Here is a 20,669-nt window from a genome sequence, read left to right on the forward strand (position 1 = left end):
TGATTTTTATCCCTTGACAGCACCAGCGGTAAGACCTTGGACAATCCGGCGCTGGAAAAACAAAACTAGTAAAATCAGGGGTAATGTCCCGATGACAGTTGCAGCAGCGATCGGGCCATAGGGAATTTCATATATTGTCGCACCACCCAACTGAGCCGCAGCAACGGGAATTGTTTTCAACTCTTCACGCGTCATAAACGTTAGAGCAAAAATAAACTCGTTCCAAGCAAAAATAAAGGTGAGAATTCCGGTAGTCACTAAGGCGGGAAGGGTCATAGGCAAAACGATTTGCCACAGTAGTTGAAAGGTGTTGTAGCCATCGACCCTAGCGGAATCTTCCAAGTCTTTTGGTAATTGTTGAAAAAAGCTTTTAAGTACTAAAATTGTTAGCGGCAAATTGATCGCAGTATAGGGTATGATCAGCGCCAGATAATTATTGCCCAATTTCAGCGCTTGGATAATTTCTAACAATCCTAAGAACAAGAGAATTCCAGGAAATAAGGTAACAATTAGAATGCTGGCGAGGATAGCTCGTTCACCCCAAGGGCGTAATCGTGCGAGGGCGTAGGCCGCAGGTGCGCCGATCGCTAAAGCTACAGCGGTAGAAGTAATCGACACAAAAGCGCTGTTGAAGATGTAGCGCCAAAATGGCCGACGAGTAAATAACTCAATATAGTGATTGAAAGTGAATCGTGTGGGGAAATAGACAGTAGGAACGGCGGCAATATCCTCATTCACTTTAAACGAGGTCAGCAATTGCCATAAGGCTGGCGCTAGGCTAAATAGCACTATTAATACAACTATGATGAACAGCAAGATTTTTTTCAGAGAAAACTTGGTTCCCCCTTTTCGTTTTGGAGTCGTTGCAACTGTTTGTGGAGTTATACTCATGGCTTAAATCGCTCCTGATGTTTTGGCACGGTATTTGTTAAGCAAGAAACTAGCGATCGCCACCGCCGCAATTAATATTAAAAATGTCACCACTACTAGGGCAGCTCCATAACCAAAATCTAAGTAGCGCATCACCGTGGAGTAAATGTACAATGACACCACTTCCGTAGCGCCACCAGGGCCACCCCCAGTCATCACAGCAACCAAGTCAAAAATTCCGAAAGCTTGAGCAAACCGAAATAGCACTGCAATTAATATCTGTGGCAGCAGCAATGGCAGGGTAATATTGCGGAAACTTTGCCAAGCAGTTGCTCCATCGACCGAGTAAGCTTCATAGAGGTCTTGTGATATCGACTGCAACCCAGCTAGCAACAGGATACTGATAAACGGCGTAGTTTTCCAAACATCAGCAAAAACCAGTGCGATCATTGCCAGCGTTGGCTCTCCTAACCAATTAATCCCAGTCTCAATCAGCCCCAACCGCCGCAGAATATCGTTCACAACCCCAAACTGGTCGTTAAAAATCCAAGACCACGCCAGACCAATCAGAGAAGTAGGCAAAGCCCAAGGGATAATGGCGGTTGTACGCACTATACCCCGCCCAAAAAACGCTTGGTTGAGAACTAGGGCAATTCCTAGTCCTAGCAGTAGTTCTGAGATTACTGATGCTGTTGTGAATACGGTTGTCGCCCACAAACTCTGCCAGAAACGACCATCCCCCGCCATCCGCACATAATTTTCCAAACCAGAGAATACGGGTTGTAGCTCTGTTCCCAGATTTCTAGTAAATACGCTTAACCAGAATGCTCGTAAAATCGGGTAGGCAAATACAAACAACAGCAGCAGCAATGCTGGTGTTAGTAAAATCCAGGCTGTCTGTTGTTCTCGATTTCTAAGTGTATGTAAATTTGTCATTTGTCATTTGTCATTTGTCATTGGGCATTGGCAAAGAGGAGGCAGAAAGCACAAGCTGTTTAATTTTTAATTTTTAATTTTTAATTGCTCTCCCCCTGCTGCCAGCAATCGCCGTGTTTCCGCAGCAGCAGCTTGCATTGCTCGTTCCGAATTCATCCGACCGGATAAGGCGGCGCTGAGATAACGCTGTAAAATATCTGATGTCTGAGCATATTGCGCGATCGGTGGACGTAAAACTGCATTGTCTACGACCTGCAATAACTGCGGATAGTGGGGGTATTTAGCAACAATCCCTGGATCTGTAAACAGTTCCCGCCGACTGGGTACATAACCTGCACTGAAAATGAATCGGCGCTGTGCTTCTCGACTGGTAAAATACTGAATTGCTTTCCAAGCTTCTTCAGGATGTCTAGAGGTTTTAGAAATCCCTAAACCCCAACCCCCTAAACAAGCCGCTCCCGTCTTACCAGGAGCATGAACCATCGGTTTAATCGCAATTTTGCCCCGGATTGGTGAATTTTCTGCTTGGGCTAAAGGCCACGCGTATGGCCAACTACGCAAAAACGCTACTTGACCACTTTGAAACAAACGGCGGGTGTCTTCTTCTTGATAGGTTGTGACTCCAGGAGGAGAAACGCCTTCCCTAACGGTACTACGCAGAAACTCAATGGCTCGTAATGTTTCTGGTCGATCTAGTCCAACTTCGAGGGTGTCGGGATTAACCCAGAAGCCACCAAAGCCACCGAGAACTTCCGCAAACATCGCCACAAGTCCTTCATATTGGCGACCCTGCCAAACATAGCCCCACCTCACCTCGTTTTTCTTCTGCAAGACTTGGGAAATTCGGAGTAAATCATCAAAGGTTTCTGGCGGTTTCAATCCCGCTTGCTTGATTAAATCTTCCCGGTAGTAGAGCATTCCCACGTCAGAACGCACTGGAATGCGATACAGCTGGTTTTGATAACGTCCCCCCTCTACATCCTGGGGTGAAAATACTGCCAACTCCTGTTTAGAAATGCGATCGCCTAAAGGTAGCAACCATCCAGCAGCAGCAAACTTGGATGTCCAGATGACATCCATATTGATCAGGTCATAAGGGGATTCACCCAAGATAAAAGATGAGGTATACAGGTCTTCGAGCAAATTTGTGGCATTCGGCCCTTCAACCAGATTAATGCGAATACCTGGGTTCTCAGCCTCGAAGTCTCTAATTAAACCCTGCCTCCAAGGTTCGGCATCAGGGGCAGTCATTAACAGATTCAGGGTAACTGGTTGCTGTGAGAATGCTACCCAACTGAACAATATGATGCTCAAGAGAGTTGCCAGAAAAACCCCTATATGCAGATAACTTTGTTTTTGAATGAATTTTTGCAAATTATTTATTGGCTTTCGGTACAACATTATCAATGTAGCGATCGCTAGTAGTAATCCTTAGGAAAGAAAAACATAAAATATCTTAAAAAAGATTATTTTGTATTATTTTTTTACGGCTTAATCAGTAGGTGGGCATAAATATTTATTGTTGGAATGAGGCAGGAAGCAGATCGCTTTTAGCGTCTCCCCGTGGGAGAAGGCAAAAATTAGGAGATAAAAGGGTTTTAGCCTCATTTATTTTTGTCAACATAGTTTGATTTTATTTTGCTTACCTACTTAGCGCTTGATAACAGAATTTAGCCAATTGTCAGCAAAAGTTTAGATAAATTACATTTCCTAGAGAAAACATCAAGTTTGACGCTTTGTCTTTTGACAGCGATCGCAACTTCACGTAAAGTGCCCCACTAGAGGAGTGCTGAGTACTGAGCAAAGAAGAAAAGAATTTCTTAATTACTTCTTCAAAATCTTTATTCTTACACTCAGGACTCATGACTCAGAACTCGGAACTTTTTTTATGGTAGATTTGTTGCTGATTGCAGTCCTGGGGTTCCTGGGGAGTTTTGGACATTGCTTTGGGATGTGTGGCCCTCTAACAGTGGCATTTTCTCTGTCTCATCAGCCGAAAATTCCACAAACAGTCTCTTTGGGACGGACATCAACCTTAGAAAAGCCCGACACTTGGCAACAGCAATTAAAATTTCATATCCTGCTAAACCTGGGGCGGATGTTGAGCTATGCTCTAGTCGGTGCTGGCATTGGGGCGCTAGGTTCGGTATTGCTGCAAGGTGGACAGCTAGCGGGTATTGGCAGCGACTTCCGGCGCTGGATGGCAATTCTGACTGGTGTGATGTTGATTTGGTTTGGCTTAGGACAAGTAAAACCCGATTTACTACCGCGGATTCCCGTGTTACATCCCCTATTGCAAGGTAGTTTACACGATCGCCTCAGTACTGGAATGGTTAAACTTTCCTTAAAAACCAAATGGTGGACGCCAATGCTTTTGGGGATGACTTGGGGTTTAATGCCCTGTGGTTTCCTCTATGCTGCCCAAATTAAAGCCGCTGAAACTGGCAATTTATGGATGAGTACAGCTACTATGCTGGCTTTTGGCTTGGGAACTTTGCCCACGATGCTAGGTGTAGGCGTTTCCTCATCTTTGGTAAGTAAAGACAGGCGCAGTCAGTTGTTTCGATTAGGCGGTTGGGTAACACTAACCATTGGCGTTATCACCTTGCTACGGACTGGCGACACAATGGTAGATTACACCGGACACGCCGCCTTAATCTGCTTAATTTTGGCGTTAATTGCGCGTCCGATTAGTGGGTTGTGGGCTTCACCACTGCGTTACCGTCGCGGCTTGGGAGTGGGATCTTTTGTGCTTTCTGTGGTTCACACCGTCCACATGATAGAACACTCATTGCAATGGAATTTTGCCGCCTTTTCGTTTCTGCCACCAGAATTTCAGTGGGGGATGGCTGCGGGTGCTGTAGCATTGGTATTAATGTCCCCCGCCGCTTTTACAAGTTGGGAATCGTTGCAAAAATCTTTGGGCAAGCGTTGGCGACAGATTCATCTATTGGGTGTGCCAGCCTTGCTCTTGAGTGCCATTCATACTGTGTTGATTGGTTCCCATTACCTGGGTTCCTTACAATCAACTTGGGGAAATAAATTAGCGGCAGTACTGATGGTAATTGTTACTCTCAGTGTCTTACTAGTGCGTTCGCGCTTTTTCTGGTCAAAGTTAGCCGTAGAAAAGTTTTATGTTCCCCCAACCAAATCGCGGTAAATCATCCTTATTTTCTGGCTCCATTCCAACGAGTCAAAAACAGAGGCGTTACCCCCTCAAAGGCATTTTCTGGAAGAATCAAGGCACAATAAAGTATTTATTATTCCTGAGTTGCTTAGTTATATCAATAACTAATCTTTACCCTGCTTTTGCTCATAAGGTAGAAGTAGCCTCAGATGTTGGCGGCACTCTCCATATTGAACCAAATGATAATCCCCGTGCTGGAGAAGCAAGCCAAGCCTGGTTTGCACTTACCCGCAGAGGTGGAAAGGTGATTCCTCTGTCACAGTGTAATTGTCAGTTGGCTGTTTATGCCGAACCTTATGCCGCCGGAGAGCCACCGCTGTTAGAACCACAGTTAGAACCTGTAGCAGCCGAACGTTATCGAGGCATTCCAGGTGCAGAAGTTGTCTTTCCCAAACCAGGTCTTTATGAATTGCAACTAAATGGAAAACCTGTCTCTGGGGCAAGATTCAAACCCTTTGAATTCAAATTTGAAGTGACTGTGGCAGGAGGCGGGTCTACACAGAATGCACAAAACCTGCGCAATGTCAATGGTGATTTAGTAGAGGGTCAATCTCAACAATTACCAACTTGGGCGATCGCACTGCCAATTCTCGGATTTATCGGCATCTTAGTTGTCGTCATGCAAAGTATGAGGAGGGGTGGGGAATAAAGAAGAAGCAGGGTAAAGATTAGTTATTGATATAACTAAGCAACTCAGGAATAATAAATACTTTATTGTGCCTTGATTCTTCCAGAAAATGCCNTAATAGACCTCTTCCAAAAGTCCCTAACACCCCACCCCCGGCCCCTCCCCGCAGGCGGGGAGGGGAGAATTTGACGTAAGTCAAAGGCGGGGTGGGGTTATTTTTTTGATTTATGCAAGAGGTCTATTGAACAAGTCTCTCCCTTGTCTCCCCCCTCTACCTTGTCTACCTTGTCTCTTCTCCATGCCCAATGCCCCATGCCCAATGCCCTTACTTATGTCGCTTCTGATGCCACTGCCACGCATCAGCGACGATATCTTTGATGGATGGATACTGAGGTTGCCAGCCTAAGATTGTTCTGGCTTTGTCGCTGGTGCCAATGAGAACTGGGGGATCGCCAGGACGGCGATCGCGTTCTTCTACTGGTATGCTAATTCCAGTCACCTCTTGGACTGCGGCAATGACTTCTTTGACGGAGAAACCGCTGCCATTGCTCAAATTAAAAACTTCGCTATCGCCACCTTTTAATAAATATTCCAATCCCAAAATATGGGCATCTGCTAAGTCGTTAACGTGAATATAATCGCGAATACACGTACCATCGGGCGTGGGGTAATCAGTGCCGAAAATTGAAATGGATTCTCGTTTCCCTAAAGCTGTCATTAGCACCAAGGGAATCAAATGGGTTTCTGGGTTGTGATCCTCGCCCAGTAAACCATCGGGATTAGCACCAGCAGCATTGAAGTAGCGAAAACGTACTGATTGCAAACCGTAAGCAACATCAAAATCAGAGAGAATCCTTTCTACCATCAGCTTTGTAGCGCCATAGGGATTAATCGGATTTTGGGGATGGGTTTCTGGAATGGGCACGAATTCCGGTACCCCGTAAGTGGCACAGGTAGAAGAAAAGACAAATTTCTTTACAGATGCTGTCAGCATCGCTTCTAATAGGGTCAAAGTACCAAGAACGTTATTGCGGTAATATTTGGCTGGATCGCTCACCGACTCTCCTACGTAGGCATAAGCCGAAAAATGCATCACCGCAGCAATATCGTGAGTTTTAAATACATGATCCAGCAAGGCGCGATCGCTTGTGTCCCCAATTATTAGTTCTACCTGTAAAACCTTTTCTACTAGATCGCGATGTCCATAGACCAGATTATCAAGTATGACAACGCCATAACCCGCTTTCTTCAAAGCAAGCACTGTATGGGAACCAATATATCCAGCTCCCCCTGTTACCAAAATAGTAGGCTTTTCAGGCGACATAGTTTTTCCTTTTGAGTCGATTACTTAATTAATTTAGTTTACCGGTATGAGATTACTCTTCTGGAAAATTATAAATAATAGACGCAGTGTCAAAAAATTGCACTAAAATCACTACGACGGTAGTCATTGGGTGTGAGGTTTGAGAAATTTTAAGTCAAACAGTGCGATTACAATTTGACAATAAAATAAATCCATTTCCCGAAACCTCTAGGTTGAGCCTTACGGGTGACGCTTCTAACGTCGCTATCAGTAAGAAGTCGCCAGTTGTTTCATGCATGGTTTCCCGGCATGGCAGTCCTTTCTGGGGGCAACCCCAATCGAAACGGACTGCCTCTCCTGACGGAGACGCTACGCGAACACCACCACACTGGCTCACTGCACCAGAAAATTTGAGAGTTAGTCTATGTTTCTATTGTTAAGCCGGGTACTGCTGTGGCTGCTGATTGGCACTATCGTTTATTCTCTGTTCCAGCGATTTTATCCCTCTGGAAGTTTTGTCGGGCGATTAATCTTAGTCGTTATCTTGGTAATCGTAGCCCTATCATTTCTTAACCCCAACGAACCTGCTGTGGCGTCGTTGTGGAGGATGCTATCTTTTCCACTCAAGCCTCTAGGAGCCTCTGTTTTACTGATGATTATTGCCGCTCAGAAAATCAAAGGAGGTGGAATAGAGAAACCAGGAGGATACTTGATCGGTTGGGCACTGACGATTTTGCTGTTGGCAAGTACACCAGCAGTCGCTTATTTCCTTTATAGAGCGCCTCTAGCAATGACGGGTGAAACATCTGTCGCAACTGCTACACCAACATCTGGGACACTGGTGGCATTAGGGCAACCCACCACAGCTAACATCTCAGATGTAAGGGGGGATAGCATTCTTTCTTATAATTTGAGAGTGCCTCCGTACCTGTTACAAGGAAATCCTCAAGATATTCGCACACGCGGTTTACGACTTGAAGACTTTGTACCGGATGCACAAACGTTGCAATTGACAACAAGAACTTGGGAAAGTTATCTCCTTGAAGTTTACAGGTTCATGCGTGTTCAGCGGTAATCAGGCAAGAGAACAATACTTGGTTCGTAGTGAGCGCTTGAGCGCTTAATTTAAGGGCTAAAGTCCTGACTACGAACTTATTTCTTCATTAAAGTTGCTGTGGTGGACTACTAGTACCAAACGGCCATAACTATCCAGTTAAAAGAGCTAAAAAAAGCTGAATTTATCACAAGCGATATTTCCTCTTCATAGCTGCCTTCTGGGACTAGCAGTTAATCTAGATGATAAAGTTGCACAATTGCTTTAATGGCAAAATCTCGACGAATCGCTAAACTCAGTGCTTATCTACGACCCCATTGGCGGGAAGCCTCCTTGGGTATTCTCGCTTTGTTGTCTGTCAATGCACTGGGTGTTTATATCCCTTGGTTGATTCGTGCTGGTGTTGACAAACTCTCGACAACCTTCAGCTGGAACCAAATACTACATTACGTAGTAGTCATTGTTTTGCTCAGTTCGGCGATGTGGCTAATGCGGATGGCATCACGCATTTGGCTATTTGGGGTGGGGCGTCAGGTGGAATTTGACCTGAAACAACGGATTTTTGAACACTTACTGAAGCTGGAGCCTGGTTATTTTGCCAGTAATACTGCTGGCGATTTGATTAGTCGGGCTACTAGTGATGTGGACAATATCAAGCGGTTGTTAGGTTTTGCGGTTTTGAGTTTGGCAAATACGGTGTTTGCCTACGCCCTGACATTGCCAGTAATGCTGGCAATTAGTGTGGATCTCACCCTAGCCGCCCTAGCAGTGTATCCTTTTATGCTCTTGTTGGTGAGTTTATTTAGCGATCGCTTACGCAAACAACAAGCAGCAGTCCAAGAGCAACTCTCTGACATCAGCGAACTCATCCAGGAGGATATTAGTGGCATTGCCTTAATTAAAATCTATGCTCAAGAAGCAAACGAGCGTCGAGCTTTTGCCAAGAAAAATCAGCAGCTATTGACTGCTAATCTAGAATTGGCAAAAATCCGCAATACACTGTTTCCGCTAATTGGTGGGCTAGCTAATATCAGTTCACTGGTAATCATCTGGCTAGGATCGGCACGGATGTCTGCTGGGACACTTCAGGTTGGCGATTTTTTAGCATTGTTAATTTATGTAGAGCGTCTAGTTTTCCCTACTGCCCTTTTAGGATTCACAATTACCGCCTACCAACGCGGTGAAGTTAGTATTGATAGGCTTGAATCTATTCTCTCTGTCACACCAAAAATTAAAGATGCAGCCGATGCCATACATCTGCCTGTGGCTGAACTCAAAGGCGAAGTGACAGCGAAAAATCTCACCTACAATTACCCTGGTTCCACTACTCCAGCTTTAGCAAATGTTAACTTTACCATTGCTGCTGGAGAAACTGTCGCGATTGTTGGGGCAATTGGTTCGGGGAAATCTACTTTGGCCAATGCTTTACCACGCTTGTTGGATGTTGAATCAGGACAATTGTTTTTAGATGGGGTAGATATTACTAAGATCGCTTTGACAGATTTACGAGGTGCGATCGCCTACGTTCCTCAAGATAGCTTTCTATTTAGCACTACAATCAAAAATAATATTCGCTACGGCGATCCAGTTAGCGAACAACAGCAGGTAGAATCTGTCGCTAAACTTGCCCAAATTGAATCAGAAATTCAGAATTTTCCCCAGCAATATGAAACTATTGTTGGCGAACGCGGTATTAATCTTTCTGGCGGTCAACGGCAACGTACTGCTTTGGCTCGTGCAATGTTGGTCAATGCTCCAGTGTTAATTTTGGATGACGCTCTCTCTAGCGTGGATAATCAAACAGCTACGAAAATCCTCAAAAATCTCTCCAGTGGTACTGAACGTAAAACAGTAATTTTTATCACCCACCAATTATCAGCGGCGGCGGCGGCTGACCGAATTTTTGTCATGGAAAAGGGAAAAATTGTTCAGGTCGGAAATCACTTAGAACTTTTACAAAAACAGGGTTTATACAGAACTTTGTGGAGCCAGCATCAAGTTGAAGAATTACTGCGGTGAAGGAGGCAGGGGGCAGGGGGCAGGGGGCNGGGCAGGTAGGTGAGGTGGTCACTGAGCGTAGTCGTTGGCGCAGCCTCTCGTAGAGAAGTGAGGCAGGGGGCAGAAGGAAAGAATTATGATTGAGTTACCTACTGGGGATTGGGAAGATTGGAATGGGGATTCAGACCCCAACCAATTCTTAAAAAATTTCTTCCCCAGTACCCAGTAACCAGTCCCCAGTCCCCAGTCCCTCTTTCATGCTTGGCTAATTGGGGAATCCTGGGCGCGACCCGTTGAAGAAAAATTCAGAAATTCCAACTTTACTGAAGGATTGTAAATAGGTCTAGCAAAATAATTGCATTTGTCATAACTTTATAGTTATAGAACTATTGATTAGAACGCCTCATTACTCATGGTTAACACCCTACCCAAGCCAGAAATCAAAACCCCCAGCAAAGAAACCGTACTCACCCCCCGGTTTTACACTACAGATTTTGAAACCGCAGCCAAACTGGATTTGTCTGCCCAGGAAACGGAGTTGCAGGCGATGTTGACAGAAATGCGGACAGACTACAACCGCCACCATTTTGTTCGCGATGAAGCGTTTGAGCAGTCTTGGGAACACATTGACGGTGAAGCAAGGCAGGCGTTTATAGAGTATTTGGAACGTTCTTGCATTTCTGAGTTTTCCGGCTTCTTGCTATTCAAGGAATTATCCCGCAAGCTAAAAAATCGCAGTCCAGTGCTAGCGGAAATATTTCAAATGATGGCACGTGATGAAGCCCGCCATGCTGGATTCCTCAACAAAGCCATGGCCGATTTTAAACTCTCCCTTGATTTAGGCACTGTTACCAAAACCCGCACTTATACATTTTTCCCGATTGAATGGGTACTTTACACCGTCTACCTCTCAGAAAAAATCGGCTACTGGCGTTACATTATTATTTTCAGGCATCTAGAAAAGCACCCGGAAAACCAGTTTTACCCGATATTCCGCTACTTTGAGAGCTGGTGTCAGGACGAAAACCGCCACGGGGACATATTCAAAGCATTATTGCGTTCTCAACCGCAACTTTGGAACACCTGGAAATCTAGGCTATGGAGTCGCTTTTTCTTGCTATCAGTATTTGCTACTCATACCCTGACAGTTCATGAACGTTCCGGGTTCTACAAATCATTGGGACTTGATGCCACAGAATTTGATATCCAAGTTGTCCGCAACACCAATGAAACCGCAGGACGGGCTTTTCCTGTAATGTTGAATACCGAACATCCCAAGTTTTTCCCACGTCTGCAACGCTGTGCTGGTTACAACTTGAAAATTGCAGAGATTGAAGGCAGTTATAATCCGAAATTGGTAAAGCTAATTCGCAAACTACCTTTGATTGCAGCAATTGTTTGGAATCTGCTGTTAATTTACCTCATCAAACCAATTGATACTGAAGCCCTGCGGGGAAAGGTTCGTTAGCTATTTATTAGACATCTGCTGGTGAAATTAACTATGCGTTATTCAGAACGCATAGTTAATTTCACCAGATGTCAATTCTTGAATATTCGGGTAGCTGAATAATGACAAAACTAGACTAAAGTCTATACATAAGGATGTCAATAAAATAGTTAAATTTTTGTATATATATAATCGTGGAATGCAATAGATAAGAGGTTCACTAATTAATCTAGAAAATGTAGGAATTGAGAGATGAGCGACATTAAAAGACAAGCCGCTTTGCCTTTACCCACATGGAAGCGACCCAACACAGGAACATCAAATTTTACGAATCCATCGCTTGTCTCATCCAATATTCCCACATTGGCCAATCCAACACGCGGTTTTGGTTTACGAACAAATAATAATACTCCACTCGATACAGTCATGGAAGTGGCAGGCGACCTTCAAAAAGCCTCACCTGCTAATGAGCAATTATTAGAACCAGAAGCTATCAAAGAAAAACCTTTTGTTCACGACATTAGTCGCATATCTTTGCATCGTCCACAGCCGCAACTTATAGGTAGCCAGCCAAAAGACCAGTATGAGCAATCATCTGACCAGATTATGCTTTTACCTAGACCTAAGTCAAATATAAATATTGGTGGAATAGATTCACATATAGTACAACGAGAATGTGCAGATTGTGAGCAAGAAAAAGAAGAAGTACAAACCGAGTTGTCGCTACAACGCGTTAGCGATCGCAGCGTTCAGACCCAAGACAATATTGAAAGTCAGTTAAATAATAGTAAGGGTGGAGGAAGCCCGTTATCTCCAGAAGTGCGAGACTTTATGGAACCACGCTTTGGTAGTGAATTCGACGATGTGCGAGTACATACTGACTCCAATGCTACGCAGATGAGTAAGTCGTTGGGAGCGCAAGCCTTTACTCATGGTAGTGATGTTTACTTTAGCGCCGAGAAATCACCTGGTAATAACGAGTTGACAGCCCATGAGTTAACCCATGTGGTACAGCAGACAGGCAAAGTGCAGAAACAAAGCGATGCATCTACAGCACCAACCCCTGTTGAACAGACATCTAGTGGTATGCCGCCCAAAAAAGGGACAACTAAAATTGACAAAAAGAATGCCACAATTACTGCTTCGGGAAAAAATATTACAGAAGCAATTACAAACTTAACATCACAAGGAAAGGGCGAAGCGGGCAGTGTTACTTGTGCCCCCACAAAAGATGTCAAAACTTACCAAGCAGAAGATAAATCCGATGAAATTGTCTACGAGGCAGATGTCTTAGTAACAGAAACTAAGGCAATGCCCGTCTGGACTGAACTCGACCAACAATGCGAACCTGTTAAAAAAGAATGGGCAAGGTTTTATAGCGCTCTTGATACACATGAGAATGGGCACATTAGTATTGACGAGAAGGCTTTTAAAGATTTACACAAAAAGCTTCTTGGCAAAACAATCTCAGCATCTGACAAGATTTTTAACGATACTTACGCCCAAGCAAATACTGATAACAATGCCTACGACACCACAACGAGACACGGCCTCACTCAAGGTACAGGAGTAACTCCGGTACAGTGCGGCCCAGAAAAAGTTTCTCAAAGTGGAGATGAATCGGATGCAAAGGTAGAGGTTCAAACTCAAAAATAGAGGCGAAAACACCATAATGCAAACCGGTTAATAATTTTCGCGTTTACACTGTTTGGACTCACATAGAGAAATTATAAAAAGAACGCCGAACGATACGGAAGCCACTTGGTTTGATTACAGTGCAAGAAGTGTCAACGGCGAATTTATGCACAAGGTGCTTGATTCTTCTGACTGTCTGTGATAGTTTTCTTTTTACAAACCATAAAATACTGTAAATTTATCAAGATGCCGTTGTTTGTGATTTTCGTTAACCTAGTTGCAAGGATTTGAAGTTAAGAATAAATAGCTAATCTATCGAGATTATTTATTGCAGGTATAAGATTGCGAACCAACGAACTAGAAATTAATCTCTTAGCCAGGGCAACCTTATGAGCAAAATACGTGCTGTGATTGTTGATCCCAATGTGCCGGGGCGTTTGGCACTAAGTGAAGTAACTGCACCAAAGCCCGCCCCAGATGAAGCTCTAGTGCGGGTAGCGGCAATTTCCCTGAATCGGGGAGAGATAAAACGTTCAACCACTGCTGAGGCTGGTTGGCAACCTGGTTGGGACTTAGCAGGCGTAGTGGAAATTCCCGCCGCCGATGGTTCGGGGCCTCCCCTTGGAGCGCGTGTAGTTGGCTTGCGCCGCGCCGGTGCTTGGGCAGAACTCGTTTCTGTTCCTACTAATGCCTTAGCAGTAGTGCCGCCATCGGTATCTTTTGCTCAAGCTGCCACACTGCCTGTAGCGGGTTTAACTGCATACCATGCGGTGTTAAAAGGTGGTTCACTTTTGGGTCGGACAGTTTTGGTTACAGGTGCATCAGGAGGCGTTGGTTACTTCGCTATCCAATTGGCGCAACTGTCAGGAGCGCAAGTTGTGGCACATATTCGTCAAGCTGGCTATGAAACTCTAGTTAGAGAAGCAGGAGCGCAATCGGTGGTGATTGGCGAAGACCTCTCACCCGCCAGCGAGTACGGCCCCTACGATCTAATTGTAGAGTCAGTGGGTGGCAAGACTTTGGGGATAGCCCTTGGCTTACTGGCGCAGGATGGAAAAACTGTGCTGTATGGAGTATCTGGGGGATCTGAAGTGACATTCAACGCGGCTCAATTTTTTGGGACTGGTAGCGTCAGCCTGTATGGTTTACGTCTGTTCGATGAATTGAGATTTGAATCAGCAGCAGTCGGTCTAAAACGGCTTTTGAGTCTAGTAGAAGCAGGTGAGTTACGTCCTCACATTGACTTAGAAGCTTCTTGGACAGAAATAGCTGACGTGGCACAACAACTACTTGATAGGCGTTTTCCTGGCAAAGCTGTGTTGCACATTTCCAATTGAGCGATCGCAGATGGTATGAGGGATAGTACTGAATTCTGGTTCAAACTAGATCGGCTTGTAGCCCTTAGTAATCTCAAGATAGATCGCCCAAAAGGGACATCACATCCACGTTATCCATCCTTTGTTTATCCGTTGGACTATGGATACTTGGAAAACACTCGCTCTGGAGATGGAGCCGATATTGATGTCTGGATAGGTAGTTTGTCTAGCAAAAAAGTTACCGCCGTCATTTGTAGTGTTGACTTGGAAAAGCGGGATGCAGAAATCAAAATACTTCTGGGCTGCACTTCTGAGGAAAATCAAGCCATCTTGGATATCCAGAATATAGGCTCTCAATCAGCAATATTATTGGTTCGCAAATAAATTAATTACATTTTCGAGGGTAAGTTTGTATGAGCTTAGAACTAAAACTATCAGGTAAAACAGCGATCGTTACAGGAGGGAGTGCGGGAATTGGATTAGCTACCGCCAAAGCACTTTATAGTGAGGGTGTGAATGTTGCGATCGCAGCCCGCAATCAAGAAAGACTAGAAAATTCAGTAGCTGCCATCCAGTCTCTACCAACTCCTGGTGCTAAAGTTATTGCCATCAGCGCTGATTTAACTAAAGCAGAGGATGTTGAGAAAGTTGTCTCGACAACATTAGCCCAATTTAATCAGATTGATATCTTGATTAACAATGCAGGTTCAGCCCGTGCTGGATCTTTCTTAGAATCCACTGATGATTTATTTTTGGATGCTTGGAACTTAAAATTATTAGGCTATATCCGCTTAGTTAGAGCCGTCGTTCCCCATCAAAAAAGTCGCGGTGATGGGCGGATTGTCAATATAGTCGGCGGTGCAGGACGGACACCTCGCCCTAACTTTCTAGCTGGTGGTACAAGTAATGCTGCTTTGCTGAACTTCACAAAGGGCATTTCTAAAGAGCTAGCCGAGTACAAGATTCGCATTAACGCTATCTCTCCTGGTGCTACAGCTACTGAGCGTGCTGAGACTTTAGCGCGGCAAAATGCTCAAGCGCAAGGCATCACCGTTGAGCAAGAAAAGGCACAAAATATCCAAAGTATTCCTTTAAAAAGAATCGCCCAGCCAGAAGAAATTGCCGCGCTGGCGCTATTTTTGGTGTCCGATCTTGCTGCATCGATTACAGGAACAGAGATTATCGTTGATGGCGGATCTACCCCTGGTGTTTAGTAGACGCGATGAATCAGACGCGATGAATCGCGTCTCTACAATTTGTCAAAACATAAACTTCTTGGAGAGAAAAACAATGGGTTCTCAATACTTTGATATCAAACCAGTTGCAGGACGTATCGGGGCTGAAATTATTGGTGTTAATCTGAGTTCTAATCTCAGCGATGACATCATCAGTGATATTCGCAAGACTCTAGTCAAATACAAAGTGATCTTTTTCCGTGGTCAGCAACAGCTCGATGCTGATGGACAGGTTGCTTTCGCTCGTCGTTTTGGTGAAGTCACTACAGCCCACCCTACTGTACCATCGCTGCCAGAAAATCCAGAAGTCTTAGACCTGAATTATGGTCGTACCACTTCCCGCGCCAATAGCTGGCATACCGATGTGACATTTGTAGACCGTCCTCCTCTCGGTTCCGTCTTACGAGCGCTTGATATTCCCCCAACTGGTGGCGATACAATCTGGGCAAACTCCGTGACTGCATACCAAGATTTACCTATCCATTTGCGTAATCTTGCAGATCAACTTTGGGCAGTACATAGCAACAAATACGATTATGCTACTGCATTTGACCTACCTGAAGATGCCAAAGCTTACCGCGCTGTCTTTACCTCGACTGTATACGAGACTCTGCACCCAGTTGTACGCATCCATCCCGAATCTGGGGAGCGGGGACTATTCATCGGCGGATTTGTGCGCCAGTTCCGTGGCTTATCAACAACTGAATCCGATGACATTCTGCGGCTGTTGCAAGCATACATCACACGTCCTGAGAACACAGTCCGGTGGCGTTGGCAAGTTGGTGACGTAGCCTTTTGGGATAATCGGGCTACTCAACATTATGCGATCGCTGATTACGGCGATCAGCCCCGCCATGTTCAACGAGTGACAATTGTCGGCGACCTCCCCGTTGGCATCAATGGTAAACAAAGTGAGGCTATCAAGGGAGATGCTTCTGAGTACAATCGGCGTCAGGCGGTGACTGCATAATACTTGGGCATTGGGCATGGAATGTTGCCCAATGCCCTCGGTTTTTCAGCAGCCGAATTGCTTGCTGTCGCAGGAGTGCTTCAGTCCTAATAACTAACATTTTCTTGTTGCAAACAAGAGAACGAAAAAAGCATAAGTACGCCCTCGCAAATACAAACATGAGTACAAAAAAACAACTTAAACTCGGAGCATTTTTACCCGGTAGTGGTCATCACGTCGCAGCATGGCGACATCCCAACACCCCGGCTGATGGAGGGGCTGCTTTCTGGACTAGTGGGTGGCCATGATTTGTCCAAGTATCCCCTAGACGGGCCGCTGCCGGATCTGCCAGATACCAACGGTGGCAAAAGCCGCTTGCAGTTGATTACCGATCTTGCCCGCAGAGAGAATTTAACAATCCGGCAACTGTATTTGTGGATTGCAGGAGCGCGGGGACATCGAACGATTCTTGGAACACCAGAACATATTGCCGATCAGTTAGAAGATTGGTTTGTTAATGGTGGGGCTGATGGATTCAACATCATGCCACCCTGGTTGCCTGGAGGTTTAGATGAATTCGTGGACTTGGTAATTCCCGAACTGCAACGCCGAGGAATATTTCGTACTGAGTATGAAGGTAATACTTTGCGCGAAAATCTTGGTTTGCCCCGTCCGGTGAACCAGTTCACCACAAAAACTGCTCCTGAACCTGTGAGCGTCGGTTCCTTGGCATAGTAATAATTGATGGATAAATTCCCTGTAGAGACGGCGATTTATCGCGTCTTTTGAAGCGACGGCTTTGATTTTCTCAAACTTCATCTGGTTTGTTATTCCAGTGGTTTTAACAATACAATCAAGTCGTCACGAATTAATATCAAATATGCCTTTCTCCGCTATCCTTTTTGATTTAGACGGCACTTTGACAGATCCTAAACTTGGTATCACTCGTTGCATTCAGTATGCTCTATCTGAACTCGGTTACAAACCACCGAATGCTGATGAATTAAATTGGTGTATTGGCCCACCACTCAAAGATAGCTTTTCGCAATTACTCAATACCTTGGATGGCACAGTAATTGAACAGGCTATTTCACTTTATCGTCATCGCTTTGCCACAATTGGATTATTTGAAAATTCCCTTTATCCCCAAATTACGGAAGTTTTAAAAGCAATTCGTTTTGCTGGTTATAAAACTTTTGTTGCGACTTCTAAACCATATATTTATACTACGCAAATTATTGAATATTTTGGCTTATCCTTGCTTTTTGATGGTGTTTATGGTAGCGAACTTGACGGAACGCTGAGTATAAAAGGTGACTTAATTCACCATATTTTATTAACAGAAAAACTTTTATCCTCTACTGTGGTGATGGTAGGCGATCGCTCACATGACATCATTGGAGCCAAGCGCCATCAAATCGCCTCAATTGGTGTCACCTATGGCTATGGAACTGAGGAGGAATTAAAAGCTCATGGTGCTGACTTGATTGCCCATTCTCCAAGTGATATTCCCAAATTAATAATTCGTAATGACGCTCGATGACTCGCTAACGCTGCGCTAACGTAATTCGTAATTAAAAATAATGCCGCCATCATTAACGTTTATCCATAGCTTGCTGTTGTTTAGTACTGCTTTTATTGCAGGCGGCTTAAATGCTGTAGCAGGTGGTGGAAGCTTTATCACATTTCCAACTCTTATCTTTACGGGTGTACCCCCGATCGCAGCTAATGCCACCAATAATACTGCAATTTGGGTGGCTTCCCTAGCCAGTGCTGGAGCATATCGTCAAGATTTGGGCATCGAGCGGCGAGATTTTTTACTTCTATGTGGTGTCAGTTTAGTTGGTGGCATGATTGGCTCCATCGCTTTGTTATATACATCGCCAGATGTCTTTAAAAAGCTGATTCCCTATCTATTGCTGCTAGCCACAGTTGTGTTTACCTTTGGCGAACCGTTCAAAAAATGGTTGCAGCGTCGAAACCAGAATACATCACCGGAATCTGTACCGTTGTTTAATTTGGCACTGGCTCAACTAGCGATCGCAATCTATGGCGGTTTCTTTGGCGCAGGTATAGGGATTTTAATGCTGGCAGCTCTAACGTTTTTAGGCATCAAAAGTATTCACAAAATGAATGCTTTTAAGACATTTTTGGGGAGTTGTATCAATGGTATTGCGATCGTTCCATTTCTTTTTGCAGGTGTGATTGCTTGGCATCAAGCTATTTTGATGGCAGTCGGTGGCTCTCTTGGTGGTTACTTAAGTGCCCATTATGCTCGTAAACTTGAACCGCACTTAATTCGGAAATTTGTGATGATTGTTGCCTTTACGATGACTGCCTACTTTTTTATTCACGGTTAAGAACTGGGAACTACTCAGGGGTGATGTATGGAAGCATCAAAAAAATCACAAGTCATGCTGCGTGCTTTTAGTTCTAGAAATTTTCGCCTGTACTACACAGGTCAGGCAATTTCTCTAATTGGTACGTCCATGACTCAAGTGGCTACTAGTTGGTTAGTATATCGCCTCACCGATTCCGCTTGGTTACTAGGTCTAGTGGGCTTTGCCAGCCAAATTCCCACATTTGTGTTGATTCCTCTGGGTGGAATCATTGCCGATCGCTGGAATCGTCATCAAATTCTGCTTGTTGCCCAGATTTTGGGGATGCTTCAGTCTTTAGCTCTAACGTGGCTAGCTCTAAGCGGTACGATTAATATCGAGTACATCGCAATTCTTGGCGTACTGCAAGGGATGATCAACGCCTTCGATATTCCGACTCGGCAGACATTTCTTCCTGAAACAGTTGGTAAGGAAAATCTGGGTAATGCCTTTGCCTGGCGCACTAGCAAGTAAAATTTGTAGTAGCAATACTGTCATTTTTGGTGCAAGTATTTGTATTGCAGGCTCAATTTTATTTATGCAGCAAATTTCCACCTTCCGCGATCTGATTCGTCTAAATCTACGTACTGAAGGAACTTAAAAGAAAAATAGCTCTGGCTATTTGAAAGAGTGCATAATCAGCCATAACACCAAAAATTAGTAATAACAATGACTACTATAAATGACCTTACTGTTGTCGCTGAAGTAACTGATTTATACCTCAAGTATGAAGAAGCTCTTTGTAATAACAATTTGGATGTGATGGATAGCTTGTTTTGGGATACGCCCGAAGTAGTACGGTTTGGCATCACAGAAAACCTCTATGGTGGCGATGAAGTTCGCAACTTTCGCCAGAATCGACCAAACCCAAAAATAGAGCGAGAAATCTCGAATCTCAAGGTTGTAACCTTTGGGAAAGATGCCGCAACAGTGACTTTAGAATTTCACCGGATTATCAATGGTGTAGAGCGTTTCGGGCGACAAAGCCAGACTTGGTACAGGTTTACCGAAGGATGGAAGGTGGTTTCAGCGCACGTTTCGTTATTGCCAGTGTGATGGTGCGAGAAGTTTTGATCAAGGAGTAGACATGACAACCTATCCCATCACCTCTAATCCATCATTAGTGCAGCAGGCTGAATCCTTAGCTGCACAACTTGAGTTTACCCAATCCTCACTCCCAGAAGTTGGTCGTCTGTTGCAAGTCCTCACCAGCCATATCACACAGGGTCAAATTGGCGAGATTGGTAGTGGATGCGGGGTTGGTGCAACGTGGATTGTGAGTGCATTACATCCAGATAGTACATTGATTACGATCGAGAGCGATCGCGATCGTGCCAAAGTTGTGCAACAGCTATTTGCAGATAAGTCTAATGTCCGCGCACTTCAAGGCGACTGGCGCGATTTACTGACTTATGCTCCCTTTGATTTGTTATTTGCCGATGGCGGAAAGGCAAAACTTACAGAACCTCAGACATTGATAACTGCTCTCAAACCTAGAGGCTTCATCTTACTAGACGATCTCACACCCCAAGAATACTGGCCACCAGAATGGCACGGACGCACAGATCCAATCAGGGAATTTTGGCTCAAAGATCCTCGAATTGCTGCCACAGAAATCCGCGTGACAGCAAAAAGTTCAGTGATTTTAGCAACACGCATTCAATGAAATAATTACTGTAAAAAGGGCACTTTTACTGAGCGGTAGCGGGACGTTTAGCCTGTGCTGAGTAGAG

Annotated in this window: 22 protein-coding genes and 1 pseudogene; 18 read left to right on the forward strand and 5 right to left on the reverse strand. The window is 44.6% G+C overall.

Features of this window, described 5'->3' with window-relative positions; all coding sequences use genetic code 11:
- Window positions 1-6: 6 nt before the first annotated feature.
- The 4 genes from CDG76_RS33085 to CDG76_RS38825 form a co-directional block, all read right to left on the reverse strand.
- Complete coding sequence (locus CDG76_RS33085) at window positions 7-891, reverse strand: carbohydrate ABC transporter permease (RefSeq protein ID WP_094353073.1); 885 nt, start codon at window positions 889-891, stop codon at window positions 7-9.
- A gap of 3 nt (window positions 892-894) precedes the next feature.
- A complete protein-coding gene (locus tag CDG76_RS33090) occupies window positions 895-1,806 on the reverse strand; it encodes a carbohydrate ABC transporter permease (RefSeq protein WP_094353074.1) in 912 nt (303 codons plus the stop codon).
- A gap of 66 nt (window positions 1,807-1,872) precedes the next feature.
- On the reverse strand, window positions 1,873-3,207 hold the full coding sequence (locus tag CDG76_RS33095) for an ABC transporter substrate-binding protein (protein WP_094353075.1): 1,335 nt from the start codon (window positions 3,205-3,207) through the stop codon (window positions 1,873-1,875).
- 280 nt (window positions 3,208-3,487) lie between these two features.
- The gene (locus CDG76_RS38825; RefSeq protein ID WP_143854213.1) at window positions 3,488-3,670 is read right to left on the reverse strand and encodes a hypothetical protein; all 183 of its coding nucleotides are present in this window, start codon (window positions 3,668-3,670) and stop codon (window positions 3,488-3,490) included.
- Between the two features lie 24 nt (window positions 3,671-3,694).
- Between CDG76_RS38825 and CDG76_RS33100 the strand changes: the two genes are divergently transcribed.
- Both CDG76_RS33100 and CDG76_RS33105 read left to right on the forward strand, forming a co-directional pair.
- Window positions 3,695-4,966, forward strand: a complete 1,272-nt coding sequence (locus CDG76_RS33100) for an urease accessory protein UreH domain-containing protein (protein ID WP_094353076.1) — start codon at window positions 3,695-3,697, stop codon at window positions 4,964-4,966.
- A complete protein-coding gene (locus CDG76_RS33105; RefSeq protein ID WP_223265494.1) occupies window positions 4,941-5,642 on the forward strand; it encodes a hypothetical protein in 702 nt (233 codons plus the stop codon). Before CDG76_RS33100 ends, CDG76_RS33105 begins: the two co-directional genes overlap by 26 nt.
- A 304-nt stretch (window positions 5,643-5,946) precedes the next feature.
- Here CDG76_RS33105 and galE read toward each other — a convergent pair whose 3' ends face one another.
- The gene (gene galE, locus CDG76_RS33110) at window positions 5,947-6,945 is read right to left on the reverse strand and encodes a UDP-glucose 4-epimerase GalE (RefSeq protein ID WP_094353077.1); all 999 of its coding nucleotides are present in this window, start codon (window positions 6,943-6,945) and stop codon (window positions 5,947-5,949) included.
- 225 nt (window positions 6,946-7,170) lie between these two features.
- Here galE and CDG76_RS37945 point away from each other — a divergent pair, with 225 nt between their 5' ends.
- From CDG76_RS37945 to CDG76_RS33180, 16 genes and pseudogenes are all read left to right on the forward strand, one after another.
- Window positions 7,171-7,338 carry a hypothetical protein gene (locus CDG76_RS37945; RefSeq protein ID WP_190241061.1) on the forward strand — a complete coding sequence of 56 codons (168 nt, stop codon included), beginning with the start codon at window positions 7,171-7,173 and terminating at the stop codon, window positions 7,336-7,338.
- Window positions 7,339-7,348: 10 nt separating this feature from the next.
- A complete protein-coding gene (locus tag CDG76_RS33115) occupies window positions 7,349-7,999 on the forward strand; it encodes a hypothetical protein (RefSeq protein ID WP_094353078.1) in 651 nt (216 codons plus the stop codon).
- Between the two features lie 246 nt (window positions 8,000-8,245).
- On the forward strand, window positions 8,246-9,997 hold the full coding sequence (locus tag CDG76_RS33120; RefSeq protein ID WP_094353079.1) for an ABC transporter ATP-binding protein: 1,752 nt from the start codon (window positions 8,246-8,248) through the stop codon (window positions 9,995-9,997).
- A 391-nt stretch (window positions 9,998-10,388) separates the two neighbouring features.
- A complete protein-coding gene (acsF, locus tag CDG76_RS33125; protein WP_094353080.1) occupies window positions 10,389-11,444 on the forward strand; it encodes a magnesium-protoporphyrin IX monomethyl ester (oxidative) cyclase in 1,056 nt (351 codons plus the stop codon).
- A 231-nt stretch (window positions 11,445-11,675) separates the two neighbouring features.
- Complete coding sequence (locus CDG76_RS33130) at window positions 11,676-13,079, forward strand: eCIS core domain-containing protein (protein WP_094353081.1); 1,404 nt, start codon at window positions 11,676-11,678, stop codon at window positions 13,077-13,079.
- A 368-nt stretch (window positions 13,080-13,447) separates the two neighbouring features.
- Window positions 13,448-14,395, forward strand: coding sequence for a zinc-binding dehydrogenase (locus CDG76_RS33135; protein ID WP_094353082.1), 948 nt, complete (start codon window positions 13,448-13,450; stop codon window positions 14,393-14,395).
- Window positions 14,396-14,410: 15 nt separating this feature from the next.
- Window positions 14,411-14,758, forward strand: a complete 348-nt coding sequence (locus tag CDG76_RS33140) for an inorganic pyrophosphatase (protein WP_094353083.1) — start codon at window positions 14,411-14,413, stop codon at window positions 14,756-14,758.
- A gap of 29 nt (window positions 14,759-14,787) precedes the next feature.
- Entirely contained in the window at window positions 14,788-15,588 is an 801-nt protein-coding gene (locus tag CDG76_RS33145) for an SDR family oxidoreductase (protein WP_094353084.1), read from the forward strand.
- A 76-nt stretch (window positions 15,589-15,664) separates the two neighbouring features.
- On the forward strand, window positions 15,665-16,579 hold the full coding sequence (locus CDG76_RS33150) for a TauD/TfdA dioxygenase family protein (RefSeq protein ID WP_094353085.1): 915 nt from the start codon (window positions 15,665-15,667) through the stop codon (window positions 16,577-16,579).
- Between the two features lie 158 nt (window positions 16,580-16,737).
- Window positions 16,738-16,866, forward strand: coding sequence for a hypothetical protein (locus tag CDG76_RS39295; RefSeq protein WP_262984383.1), 129 nt, complete (start codon window positions 16,738-16,740; stop codon window positions 16,864-16,866).
- Window positions 16,835-17,293, forward strand: a pseudogene (locus tag CDG76_RS33155) (nitrilotriacetate monooxygenase); the annotation flags it as partial. The gene CDG76_RS39295 and the pseudogene CDG76_RS33155, both read left to right, overlap by 32 nt.
- A 100-nt stretch (window positions 17,294-17,393) precedes the next feature.
- Window positions 17,394-18,101 (forward strand): HAD family hydrolase, encoded by a 708-nt coding sequence (locus tag CDG76_RS33160; protein WP_223265495.1) that lies wholly within the window; start codon window positions 17,394-17,396, stop codon window positions 18,099-18,101.
- A 40-nt stretch (window positions 18,102-18,141) separates the two neighbouring features.
- A complete protein-coding gene (locus CDG76_RS33165) occupies window positions 18,142-18,918 on the forward strand; it encodes a sulfite exporter TauE/SafE family protein (protein WP_094353087.1) in 777 nt (258 codons plus the stop codon).
- A 27-nt stretch (window positions 18,919-18,945) separates the two neighbouring features.
- Window positions 18,946-19,410, forward strand: coding sequence for an MFS transporter (locus CDG76_RS33170; protein WP_190241062.1), 465 nt, complete (start codon window positions 18,946-18,948; stop codon window positions 19,408-19,410).
- A 195-nt stretch (window positions 19,411-19,605) separates the two neighbouring features.
- Window positions 19,606-19,992, forward strand: a complete 387-nt coding sequence (gene hpxZ / locus CDG76_RS33175; RefSeq protein WP_094353088.1) for an oxalurate catabolism protein HpxZ — start codon at window positions 19,606-19,608, stop codon at window positions 19,990-19,992.
- Between the two features lie 31 nt (window positions 19,993-20,023).
- A complete protein-coding gene (locus CDG76_RS33180) occupies window positions 20,024-20,602 on the forward strand; it encodes an O-methyltransferase (protein ID WP_094353089.1) in 579 nt (192 codons plus the stop codon).
- Window positions 20,603-20,669 lie beyond the last annotated feature (67 nt).

The organism is Nostoc sp. 'Peltigera membranacea cyanobiont' 210A, from assembly GCF_002246015.1.
In the GTDB taxonomy this organism is placed as follows: Bacteria; Cyanobacteriota; Cyanobacteriia; order Cyanobacteriales; family Nostocaceae; genus Nostoc.

What these genes read in the sequence shown, in the direction of transcription:
- CDG76_RS33130 (WP_094353081.1), top strand. Translation starts at nt 11,676, where the DNA reads ATGAGCGACATTAAAAGACAAGCCGCTTTGCCTTTACCCACATGGAAG.
- hpxZ (WP_094353088.1), top strand. Translation starts at nt 19,606, where the DNA reads ATGACTACTATAAATGACCTTACTGTTGTCGCTGAAGTAACTGATTTA.
- CDG76_RS33085 (WP_094353073.1), bottom strand. Translation starts at nt 891, where the DNA reads ATGAGTATAACTCCACAAACAGTTGCAACGACTCCAAAACGAAAAGGG.
- CDG76_RS39295 (WP_262984383.1), top strand. Translation starts at nt 16,738, where the DNA reads ATGAGTACAAAAAAACAACTTAAACTCGGAGCATTTTTACCCGGTAGT.
- CDG76_RS33150 (WP_094353085.1), top strand. Translation starts at nt 15,665, where the DNA reads ATGGGTTCTCAATACTTTGATATCAAACCAGTTGCAGGACGTATCGGG.
- CDG76_RS33170 (WP_190241062.1), top strand. Translation starts at nt 18,946, where the DNA reads ATGGAAGCATCAAAAAAATCACAAGTCATGCTGCGTGCTTTTAGTTCT.
- CDG76_RS33165 (WP_094353087.1), top strand. Translation starts at nt 18,142, where the DNA reads ATGCCGCCATCATTAACGTTTATCCATAGCTTGCTGTTGTTTAGTACT.
- CDG76_RS33105 (WP_223265494.1), top strand. Translation starts at nt 4,941, where the DNA reads ATGTTCCCCCAACCAAATCGCGGTAAATCATCCTTATTTTCTGGCTCC.
- CDG76_RS33095 (WP_094353075.1), bottom strand. Translation starts at nt 3,207, where the DNA reads ATGTTGTACCGAAAGCCAATAAATAATTTGCAAAAATTCATTCAAAAA.
- CDG76_RS33090 (WP_094353074.1), bottom strand. Translation starts at nt 1,806, where the DNA reads ATGACAAATTTACATACACTTAGAAATCGAGAACAACAGACAGCCTGG.
- CDG76_RS33120 (WP_094353079.1), top strand. Translation starts at nt 8,246, where the DNA reads ATGGCAAAATCTCGACGAATCGCTAAACTCAGTGCTTATCTACGACCC.
- acsF (WP_094353080.1), top strand. Translation starts at nt 10,389, where the DNA reads ATGGTTAACACCCTACCCAAGCCAGAAATCAAAACCCCCAGCAAAGAA.
- CDG76_RS38825 (WP_143854213.1), bottom strand. Translation starts at nt 3,670, where the DNA reads ATGAGTCCTGAGTGTAAGAATAAAGATTTTGAAGAAGTAATTAAGAAA.
- CDG76_RS33145 (WP_094353084.1), top strand. Translation starts at nt 14,788, where the DNA reads ATGAGCTTAGAACTAAAACTATCAGGTAAAACAGCGATCGTTACAGGA.
- CDG76_RS33100 (WP_094353076.1), top strand. Translation starts at nt 3,695, where the DNA reads ATGGTAGATTTGTTGCTGATTGCAGTCCTGGGGTTCCTGGGGAGTTTT.
- CDG76_RS33180 (WP_094353089.1), top strand. Translation starts at nt 20,024, where the DNA reads ATGACAACCTATCCCATCACCTCTAATCCATCATTAGTGCAGCAGGCT.
- galE (WP_094353077.1), bottom strand. Translation starts at nt 6,945, where the DNA reads ATGTCGCCTGAAAAGCCTACTATTTTGGTAACAGGGGGAGCTGGATAT.
- CDG76_RS33115 (WP_094353078.1), top strand. Translation starts at nt 7,349, where the DNA reads ATGTTTCTATTGTTAAGCCGGGTACTGCTGTGGCTGCTGATTGGCACT.
- CDG76_RS33140 (WP_094353083.1), top strand. Translation starts at nt 14,411, where the DNA reads ATGAGGGATAGTACTGAATTCTGGTTCAAACTAGATCGGCTTGTAGCC.
- CDG76_RS33135 (WP_094353082.1), top strand. Translation starts at nt 13,448, where the DNA reads ATGAGCAAAATACGTGCTGTGATTGTTGATCCCAATGTGCCGGGGCGT.